Consider the following 10,385-nt stretch of genomic DNA (forward strand, 5'->3'; position numbering starts at 1 on the left):
ACGCTGTCCAGCGGTTTTTTCCATGATGGCTGCTACAGCTGAGAAGCAGGCTCCTGCCGATCGTGAACGTCTTGCGCTACCCCTTGATTCGTATTATTCCACCCGCACACTGCTGCAATTTCTCTCAATAAAAAGGCACGTTATGGTGCTGTTCTACCGACGGCTTGGCAAATTTACTTCAAATAAAGCGCTCAAAAAGAAGCGGATACATGAAGCAAATTTGGTGCGGAACAGCATTTTTTTTGATGAGGCATACTATGCTTCACAAGTAGATATCCCGAACGATCAAGATGTTGCGCACCATTATGTTTCGACGGGTTGGAAAACTGGAGTTTCGCCATCCAGATTTTTTGACTCGAAATTTTATGTATCTCGCTATCGAGATGTAAGAGAAGCGGGGTGGAATCCACTTATTCACTACATTACACATGGAGCGATCGAGGGCCGTATACCAAGCCCGCTTTTCAATCGTGGATTGTTTGTGTTCCATCATCCGCATCTTCAACAGCCAACTGTTGATGCGGCTGCGGAATGCGTCAAGCTCTATAATGGTTATGACTGGGCTAACGAGGCGCAGCCACTGTCGCGGCCGCGCGCTCTGTTCGACGCAGCATGGTATGTTGCTTCGTCACCAGATCTCGAACTCTCGGAGGATGAGGCTTACGATCATTATATGAAAATCGGCTGGATCGAAGGGCGCGATCCTAATCCATTGTTCGACACGGATTGGTATCTCCTAAGCAATCCGGATGTTCTGAATGCTGGTATAGAGCCCCTTACTCACTTTGAAGCCGAGGGATACTTGGAAGGCCGCAAGCCGAACCCATTGTTCGATACGGCATGGTACACAAAGATATATGCTGACATTGGCAGATTAAAGATCAACCCGCTAACTCATTTTATTACCTATGGGGAATCAGAAAATCGCGATCCTCATTTGCGTTTCAGTACACGCTGGTACAGGGACGCTTATCCTGAGAGTGCAGCATTCCGCTGGGGTGTATTTGCATATTATTTTCGCATTGGACGAGGCCTGGGGCATAAGCCTCACCCAACTTATGCCGATCTCCTGGTTGCAACCCCGGGGGAAGGCGTTCTTGTGACGGCCAAGCCAAGCCGTGGATATCTCCCTCCGGCACAGGTCGAGCCCTACGCCTCGTGGCTGGAAGTTAATCAGGAATCGCAGTCGGATAGACTGTTTCTTGAAGGCCAGCTTGTGGATTTGGCGGAGCGGACACCCGTCATATCTGTGGTCATGCCAACATATCAATCAAATCTAAAGCTTCTAAGCGCTGCGATCGACAGTGTGCGTTCGCAAATCTATACAAACTGGCAGCTTTGTATCTGTGACGATGCAAGTCGCGATATGAATGTTGTCAACATGGTTGCTACCTATGCGGCCATGGATCCACGGATTTCGTGGATCCGCTCCGACGTAAACGAAAATATCAGTGGCGCCTCAAACCGGGCTGCTGCACTGGCAACTGGTGAGGTGATTGCACTCCTCGACCACGACGACCTCTTGCATCCGCATGCTCTTGCGGAGATCGCAATCCAATACGCCCTTCATCCTAATGCCGAAATCGTCTATACTGACGATGATAAGATCGACCTAGACGGAAAACGGTTTGCGCCTCAGTTTAAACCTGGCTGGAGCCCCACACTTCTGCTGTCTTTCATGTATCTAAGCCACTTGTTTACTTTCAAGCGCTCTTTGTTTGAGCGGGCCGGTGGTTTCAGAATGGGGTTCGAAGGCTCGCAGGACTTTGATCTTGCTATTCGCTTAAGTGAACATGCTAGAGAAATTCATCACATACCTCGCATACTCTATCACTGGCGAGCCGTACCAGGATCGACCGCGACGAGCGGCGATGCTAAGCCGGAGGCTTTCGACCGGGGACGGCGTGCAGTTCAGGAGGCGTTCGATCGCCGTGGTCTCGAAGCGCATGTAATCCATCCAGAATTCGCACGAGCTGCCCGTGTTGGTATCTTCGAACCGCAATTTAGTGATGATGGGCCGAGCGTTACTATCATCATTCCCACTAAGGACAAGGTCGAGCTCCTTCGCACATGCGTAGAAAGCCTGAAGATTACAACCTACCGAAACTTTGATGTTCTAATAGTTGACAATGAAAGCAGTGATCCGGAAGCTTTGCGCTATATGGCGGGATGTGGTGCCCAGGTATTGCGTGTGGCAAGTCCCACCGAAGGTTTCAGCTTTGCCCACAATATTAATGCGGGCGTTGCGGCGGCAGCGGGGGATTATGTTCTATTACTAAACAATGACACCGAAGTCATCACGCCGCGTTGGCTATCGCAGATGGTCGGCTATGCGCAAATGGAGAAGGTTGGCGCTGTTGGAGCACGCCTCCTCTATGGCGACAAGCGCATTCAGCATGCCGGTATCACCCATGGTCTTCACGAGGGCATGGCGGGGCACAGCTTTAAACTCCTGCCAGACTACGACCTTGGCTACATGTGCCTCGCCCGAGCAACGAGGGAGGTTGCGGGTGTCACCGCAGCATGCATGCTCACGCCCAAAACCCTGTTCTTGGATATCGGCGGGCTGGACGAGGTCAACTTTCGGGTTGCCTATAACGACGTAGACTATTGTTACCGGCTCGTCGACGCTGGCTACAGTTGTATTCAGTGCGGTTCTGCGGAGCTGTACCATCACGAAGGCAAGAGCCGCGGCTTCGGCGATAACCCTGCCGAGGAACTGGCAATGCGTCGTAAGTATTCTGGGCGTGTAGACCAGTTCTACAATCCCAACTTGACCTTGCGCGATGAGCAGTTTGGCGTCGCGCGTACGCATGTGGCAAGGTCCTTCGACCGGCCAATTCGCACACTGTTCGTCAGTCATAACTTCAATTTCGAAGGAGCACCGAGTAGTCTCTTCGAACTTGCTAGTGGCTTAGTAAAACAGGGCCGCATCGACCCCGTCGTGATTGCACCCATTGATGGGCCAATGCGCGAGCGCTACAAAAGCGTAGGCATCCCGACCATTACCATCGAGCATCCGCTCCGCGAGTGGCCGGCTCAGGAGGAAATGTCGGCTCGACTGCTCCGACTAGGGCAAACTTTTCTCTACGCCGGAATTGAGGTTGTTGTCGCTAACACAGCCGAAAGCTTCTGGGCAGTAGAGGCCGCCCAACTAGTTGGACTCCCCTGCGTTTGGATCATCCGTGAGAGCGAACCTTGGAACTCGTACTACGCACACCTGCCGCGTCATCTCGAAGAGATGGGCTACCGCGGATTTGAAAGTGCCTATCGAGTTGTGTTCGTCGCGCGTTCAACTCTTGATGCATGGTCTCCGCTAAATACACGCGGGGCGTTCACGCTCATCCGGAATGGATTGAACGCTTCCAAGCTGGTCGCTGCAATGAGTGAGATCGAACGGGATCAGGCACGCACACGCATGGCTGTGAAGACAACGTCCATCGTATTCACCGTTGTCGGGACGGTCTGTGAGCGAAAAGGGCAACTTGACCTCGTAGAGGCCTACGCTGCCCTACCTGATAAGCTCGCCGCTCAAGCCGAAATTATGATCGTGGGTGATCGCCCAAGTGATTATAGCGAAAAGCTCAACCAAGCAGTTGAGAATCTACCGACCGAGCGTGCGCAGCGGGTGCATGTCATTCCTGAGACCAACGAAGTTCCGATATTTCTGAAGGGTAGCGATGTTTTTATATGTTCTAGTCGAGTAGAGAGTTATCCGCGAGTGACGCTGGAGGCGATGGCTGCTGGTTTACCGCTTATCTCCACTCCAGTCTGGGGCATCCGAGAGCAGGTTCGACAAGACTACAACGCCTTCCTGTACGAACCAGGAGACATTGGTGAGCTTAGTCGTTATATGGCTCGACTCATTGAGGACAAAGATCTACGTCGCCGCTTCGCCGAACGATCGTTGATCATGTTTGGAAGCTTACCGAGCTATGATTTTATGCTCGATCAGTATGGATCTCTAGTCGAACAAGCCGTGGGGACGCGCTCGTGACGCGCGACAAGGAGAATAACTAAATCATGTGCGGCATCGTCGGATATATCGATCCGCAGCGTCCCGAGGGCCTGCTAGACCGGCAACTCGCCTCGATCTTTCATCGTGGACCGGACGGAGAAGGACGCTTTGAGGACGGCGCCCTGAATATGGGTATGCGTCGCCTATCAATCATTGACTTGGCCGGTGGTTGGCAGCCACTGAACAGCCGCCGAGGCAGGGTTAAGGCGTTTCAGAACGGAGAGATCTACAATCATAGGACGGTGCGATTAGAGCTCGAAGCCCTCGGTTACGTCTTCGTCACTCAAAGTGATACTGAAGTATTAGCCCACGGCTACGATGCTTGGGGTATGGATGGTCTTCTCCGGCGCCTTGATGGCATGTACGCGGTGGCGATTGCTGATCTTGATAGTAAAGTTTTACATTTAGCGCGCGATCGGTTCGGGGAGAAACCGCTTTATTTTGCGCATAACAAAGGACGCTTCGTTTATGGTTCGTCGTTGAAGGCTGTGGCAGGCGCGCCGTGGCTGGAAACCCGTATCAATCTCGCCGCGCTGGAGCGATATCTCGCTTGCCACTTCGTCAGCGGTCGTGCGACCCTGATCGAGGGGATTAGTAAGGTACTGCCAGGTGAGCGACTGGAAATCGATTTTGATGCTAATCGGCCGCCGCGGCTGTACCGCTATTACCGCCCGATACTAAACCCCGCGCGTGAGGGGTCCGTTGAAGAGATCGAGGCGCTACTAACCGAAGCAGTGGAAAGTCGCCTTGTGGCTGACGTGCCGGTAGGGCTTTTTCTGTCAGGGGGGGTAGACAGCTCGCTGATTGCAGCCCTTGCCCACCGGCAGCATGGGAATATCGAAGCGTTCTGTATCGCATTCGACGATCCGGGTTCAGATGAAAGCCCATATGCTAGAGCCGTCGCCGAACACCTCGGGATGAAGCTGAATACCTTCCAATTCGATGCGAAGCGGTTTGGAGATTTGTTGCCGGTAGTCTGCTCGGCCATGGATGAGCCGATCGGCGATCAGGCGGCCTTGCCCGTCCACTGGTTGAGTCATGCGGCTGGTGAAAAAGTAAAGGTCGTCCTCTCCGGTGAAGGTGCTGATGAGATATTTGGTGGCTACGGGTACTATGCGGAGCCAGAAGCCCCGATCGCAGGCCGGATCGGAATGGACTTCAACGCAGCCTACGCCACAGCGCACGATCTGCGCGGACTATCCAATGGGTTACTGGTTGAGGCGGCTGGGGAAACGCAGTCTGGTTTCCCACTGCTCACCTACCAGCATGAACGGGAAGCATTGGTCACCACGGCCCCAGGTAAGGTGCCGGATGAGTTCGAGCGCGATCTAGCCACTTGGCTGGCAAAAGCGCACGATCCAGTCCAGCGCCGAGGAGCTGCGGACCTAGCAAGCTGGCTCCCTGATGATTTGCTGATCAAGGCTGACCGCATGACCATGGCTGCCAGCATTGAGGGTCGCTGCCCTTTCTTAGCGCCCACAGTAGTAGAGCGTGCTCTTACTCTGCCGGCTTGGCAGAAGATGAAAGGGCGTGAGGGTAAAGCTCTGTTGAGGCAGCTCGCTCGGACGTTGCTACCGCCTGCTGTTGTCGACCGGCGTAAGCAGGGGTTTGTACTTCCAATGACCCAATGGGTGCGCGATTGGTTCGACAGCCACGGGGGTTTCGATGCCTACCTCCGTGGGGGTGAAACCCTCGGGATCGACTTAATCGCTCTTTCAAAGCTCTACAATGCTCCTGGGAATCACAGTCGCGAACGACTTTGGTTCGCACTGATTGTTCTAGTGGAATGGTGGTCCACATTCCAGAAAGACGTAGCGATAGTCCGTGGGGTGAGGTCAAGTACCCACATCTAAATCAGGAATTCAGAACATGATGCAGTCCAATGATTATTCTGGCACAGGTGTAACTGCTTCAAGCTGGGATGAGAAGTATCTCACAGGTCGCAAATCTGCATGGACCGAGAACTTACTTGTAGCCAGAGAGATTAACCGACGCATGACCAATGATCCTTCGATGCATTGGTTAAACTGGTTTTTTGAAAAGTTTTTGGATCGTAAACCCGGGAAAGTGCTGTCGATTGGATGCGGTGATGGTGCCCATGAATTGATCATGGCCCGCTGCGGTTACGTTGACCATGTTCATGGGTTCGATGCTTCTTCCGCTGGGATCGCGCGCGCTAAGGCTGCTGCGGACACCGAGGGTTTAGCCGCCACATTCGAAGTTAAGCTATTCGAGGAGTTTTCTGCAGATCCACCTATTGCAGTCTATGATATGGTAATGTTTGCAGGTGCATTGCATCACGTACGTAACATCGAAGACATGCTGTTTGCGGTCCAGCGCACACTAAAACCAGAAGGGCTTCTACTCGTAAACGAGTATATTGGGCCAGCTTATCAACTCTATCCAAAAAATCAGCTAGATATCGTAAATCTTGTACTAAGACTTTCAAGTCCAGAGATGAGACTTGGCCATGACACAGAGGTTCGCTTGCCTACTATGCAAATGATCTATGAAGCAGATCCAAGTGAGGGGGTTCGCGCACCGCTGATCCGTCCTCTTCTACCGCACTTCTTCAGTCCGTTATTTGAGCGACTGAACGGCGGCGGCCTGCTTCATGCCCTGTTTGATGGGCTTAACGCAAACAAAGTCAACGATAATTCGCCAGAAAGTAACGCATATATCGCTGCCTGCATTGACCTTGAAAATATTTTAACAGCCTCAAATTTTCTTCCCCATGATTTCATGTTCGGGTGTTATAAAAATGATAAATCTAACTCCTAATCTTCTAATTCGACATTCAAATTTATAGTCGAACAGACAATTTTAGCTTGTATAGGTGATTTCAATGTAGTATCCCGGCTATATTCAGGGACGCATAGCTGCTACGGCATATAGTCTTATGCCAGATTAATTCCGATGCTGTTAAGTCGGATTAGCCTGGAACCGCAAGGGTATCTTGTTATGACGCTCAGGGTGCTCGTTACAGGAGTTGCCGGTTTTATCGGCTATCATGTAGCAAACCAGTTAATAAGAAATGGCAATGCTGTACTTGGCATTGACAGTATCAACTCGTATTATGATCAAAACCTAAAGAAATCCCGTCTTTCTATGCTTGAAAACTTGGTAAATTTTAGCTACGAGATTTTTGATTTGGTAGATGCAGAAAAGGTTTTAGAGGCAACTAAGAAGTTCCAACCGACACACATTGTGCATCTCGCAGCACAAGCTGGCGTTCGCTATTCCTTGCAGAATCCGCAGGCATATATAAATGCCAATGTTAGCGGATTCCTATCAGTTCTAGAGGCATGCCGAGCTTACTCGGTAGAACACTTAATATATGCGTCGTCTAGTTCGGTCTATGGCGCCAATACGAAAGTGCCCTTTTCAGAAACGGACCGCGTAGAGCAACCTGTTTCACTCTATGCAGCAACGAAGCGCTCAAACGAGCTTATGGCGCAGACCTATGCCCACCTTTTTGGAATACCACAGAGCGGCCTACGATTTTTTACAGTCTACGGACCCTGGGGCCGACCTGACATGGCTTATCACATTTTTACCAAAGCCATACTTGAAGGGCGCCAAATCGAGTTGTTTAATCACGGGCGCATGGAACGTGATTTCACGTACATTGATGATGTTGTAGAAGCAATAGTTCGCCTACTCGGCAAGCCCCCTAATAGTTTTGGAATGGAAGCTGCACCTCATATAGTCTATAACATTGGCAACCACACGCCTGTTAAGCTGGAACGATTTATTCAGATCATTTCTGAAAAGACCGGTAGGTCGGCCAATAAGGTTTATAGGCCGATGCAGCTAGGAGATGTCGTTGCGACCTATGCGAACGTCGACAGGTTGATGGCTGCAGTTGATTTCGCGCCTCGTACGTCGCTAGAGGATGGACTCGGACGGTTCGTCGATTGGTATAAAGATTACTATCGCGACCTATAATTTTTAGAATTTTTAAAACTGCAGATTGCTCGCCTTTGCGTGATTATTAATCATCTAATGCGGAGATAGTTATCGAGCAAGATCTGGAGAGGAAATAGACTCAATTATAATCCAGTATGCTTGTTTTGAAGATCGATAGTGATGCGTCGGACTCTTCGTCGAATCGGGAGTGGGTACATGATCCGCGAATTGCTTACCTTTTATGGTAATGGAGAGGCTACATTCGGCAGTATTATTTATAAGTATTTGGAGGCCGCTCGTATTGGCAGGCCATCCCGATTAAATGAGATTTTGTGTCGACATGGCAGTGACAAGGGGACATGGCATAGTTACCCGTTGTTGTACGAGCTCCTGTTCGAGAGCCTTCCTGCAACTCCCAGAAGTATTTTTGAGATTGGGATTGGTACTAACAATATACAGGTTGTTGGTAATATGGGCGCTACAGGCATTCCCGGTGCGTCGCATCGTGCATGGCGCGAATATTTTCCAGATGCAATAATTTATGGTGCCGATCACGATATCGGCTGCTTGTTTGAAGAAAAAAACATTCATACTTTCTTTATTGATCAAAACGACTTGACCACTATACATCGGGCGTGGTCGGTTGCCCCGCATCTTTTTTTCGATCTCATCGTAGACGACGGCGCACATAACTTTGAAGCTAATACATTAATGCTTGATGCAACATATGAACGAGTGAATCCCGGTGGATTGTACATCATTGAAGACATCGTTCTAAGTTTGTCTAACCTAGCACGATTTGATGCATATTTTTCAAATCGCGGATGGGATGCTTTTATCCTGCGCCTTCCCCATGCGGACAATTTCCAGGACAACGCTGTAGCTGTTGTCAGGCCCAAGCCATCTGTTCAGGGGAAAGTGGTTTCCGAGATTGATTTGACCGAGTCGTCTCAATCAATTGTATCATTCGACGAGTAATACCAATTCTCATTGATCAGAACCCATGTGTCCACCGGCGCAGACCGATGGACATGATGCGCCAGGGCTGGGCGATGAGCTTGTTCCAGGCGTCGCAATAGTGGTCGAGTATGTCTGCGTAGGAATGGAAGATCCGGTTGCCGAGCCAGTTTTCGCTTAGCATTACAGTTGCGTTTTAGAGCGCTTTCGCTTGCTGTTTGTTGCGCGGGGCTTACGCCGTCGACGTCCCCTGTCGGCTGATGCGCGGCGTTTGAGATGGGCATTTCGGGCAGCCGCCTTTTGCGCCCGTCGCCAGAGCGACCATGCGATGACGTGAGCGGGCTAGGGCGTCTCTGCAAAGTCATGCAAGCCAGAGCATGGTCATACCGAGGGTGACCATGGCGAGGTAGTTTGCCGCCCGCTTCTCGTAGCGGGTGGCGATGCGGCGATACTGCTTGAGACGGCCGATGAGCCGCTCGACCTTGTTGCGCTCCCGGTAAGCGGCCTTGTCGAAATCGGGCTGACGCGGCTGATCCTTGCGGGTCGGGATGACCGGCGCGATCCGGCGCTGCCTGAGACGACGACGGGCCGATGGACTGGAGTAGCCCCGATCCCCGGCCGTTCGGCGGGGACGCAGGCGCGGGCGGCCTCGGCCAGAGCGCGGCACGGCTCCCTTGTCCATCAGCGCATCCAAGGCGAACTGCTCGTGGCGCTCGCCGGCCGTCAGGACCGCCGTGACCGGCTTGCCGCCGCCCTCGGCGCGCAGATGCAGCTTGGTTGAGAACCCGCCTTGGCTGCGCCCAAGCGCTTCACCCGCCCCCTCGACCGTGCCCTCACCCCCCGATGGCGCCGGACCGGCGAGCGCCGGCGGCGTGTTGGTGAGCGCGGATCACCGTGGCGTCCACGAAGTGCAAGCTCCAGTCTAGGTCTCCGCGGGCATCGGCCCGCGCCTGCAGGCGCCGCAGCACCCGGTCGAACACCCCGGCTTGCCGCCAGCGGTAGAACCGGCTCGACACTGTGCCGACAGGACCATAGCGCGCCGGTAGATCCGCCCCGGGCGCACCCGTGCGCAGGATCCAGAGCATGCCGTTCAGGACTTGGCGGTGATCCTCGGCAGGCCGACCCGTGCGCGGCTTCTGCGGAGGAAGCAGCGGGGCGATCTGTTCCCACTGCGCGTCGGTCAGTTCATAGCGTCGCATCCCAAACAGATGGGGGCCGCTGCCCAAGACGTGAACCCTTTGCAGAGACGCCCTGGATGCGCCGCTGTGCCAGCCGCGCGGCGATCCGGCGGATCTCCTGGACCGACCAACGGATCAGCGCGCGCGGTCTCGGCCGCGCCCGTCTTTTTGGGGGCGGCGCGTTGGCGTGATGGCGGATCACCGCCAGCAGGGCAAACGCCATCATCACTAAGAGCGCCTAACAGAACCGTCTGATCTGGTTGAGGGTGATGAGGCTGGCGGCGAGGCTCGTGAAGGCCTCGTAGATGTCTGCGCGTCGCTCA

General features: G+C 52.9%; 6 protein-coding genes and 2 pseudogenes. 5 read left to right on the top strand and 3 right to left on the bottom strand.

The window, feature by feature from the left end; genetic code table 11:
- Positions 1-22: 22 nt before the first annotated feature.
- From BM249_RS21415 to BM249_RS21420, 5 genes are all read left to right on the top strand, one after another.
- Entirely contained in the window at positions 23-3,997 is a 3,975-nt protein-coding gene (locus tag BM249_RS21415) for a glycosyltransferase (protein ID WP_143103812.1), read from the top strand.
- Between the two features lie 26 nt (positions 3,998-4,023).
- Positions 4,024-5,871 (top strand): asparagine synthase (glutamine-hydrolyzing), encoded by a 1,848-nt coding sequence (gene asnB / locus BM249_RS19495; RefSeq protein WP_091975104.1) that lies wholly within the window; start codon positions 4,024-4,026, stop codon positions 5,869-5,871.
- A gap of 16 nt (positions 5,872-5,887) precedes the next feature.
- The gene (locus BM249_RS19500; protein WP_091975106.1) at positions 5,888-6,799 is read left to right on the top strand and encodes a class I SAM-dependent methyltransferase; all 912 of its coding nucleotides are present in this window, start codon (positions 5,888-5,890) and stop codon (positions 6,797-6,799) included.
- 180 nt (positions 6,800-6,979) lie between these two features.
- The gene (locus BM249_RS19505; protein WP_210187006.1) at positions 6,980-7,966 is read left to right on the top strand and encodes an NAD-dependent epimerase/dehydratase family protein; all 987 of its coding nucleotides are present in this window, start codon (positions 6,980-6,982) and stop codon (positions 7,964-7,966) included.
- A 177-nt stretch (positions 7,967-8,143) separates the two neighbouring features.
- Positions 8,144-8,905: a class I SAM-dependent methyltransferase gene (locus BM249_RS21420; RefSeq protein ID WP_143103813.1), complete on the top strand. Its 762-nt coding sequence runs from the start codon at positions 8,144-8,146 to the stop codon at positions 8,903-8,905.
- 16 nt (positions 8,906-8,921) lie between these two features.
- Here BM249_RS21420 and BM249_RS21425 read toward each other — a convergent pair.
- The 3 genes and pseudogenes from BM249_RS21425 to BM249_RS21430 all read right to left on the bottom strand — a co-directional run.
- Positions 8,922-9,062, bottom strand: a pseudogene (locus BM249_RS21425) (IS630 family transposase); the annotation flags it as partial.
- Between the two features lie 183 nt (positions 9,063-9,245).
- Positions 9,246-10,083, bottom strand: a protein-coding gene (locus tag BM249_RS19510; protein WP_091975110.1) for an IS5 family transposase whose coding sequence is annotated in 2 segments (ribosomal slippage) — positions 9,246-9,725 and positions 9,727-10,083 — 837 coding nt in all. Because the reading frame shifts where the segments join, the coding sequence is not laid out codon by codon here.
- Positions 10,084-10,300: 217 nt separating this feature from the next.
- Positions 10,301-10,385 (bottom strand): annotated as a pseudogene (locus tag BM249_RS21430) (IS5/IS1182 family transposase); the annotation flags it as partial.

The sequence above is a fragment of the Methylobacterium gossipiicola genome (assembly GCF_900113485.1).
Classification (GTDB): Bacteria; Pseudomonadota; Alphaproteobacteria; order Rhizobiales; family Beijerinckiaceae; genus Methylobacterium; species Methylobacterium gossipiicola.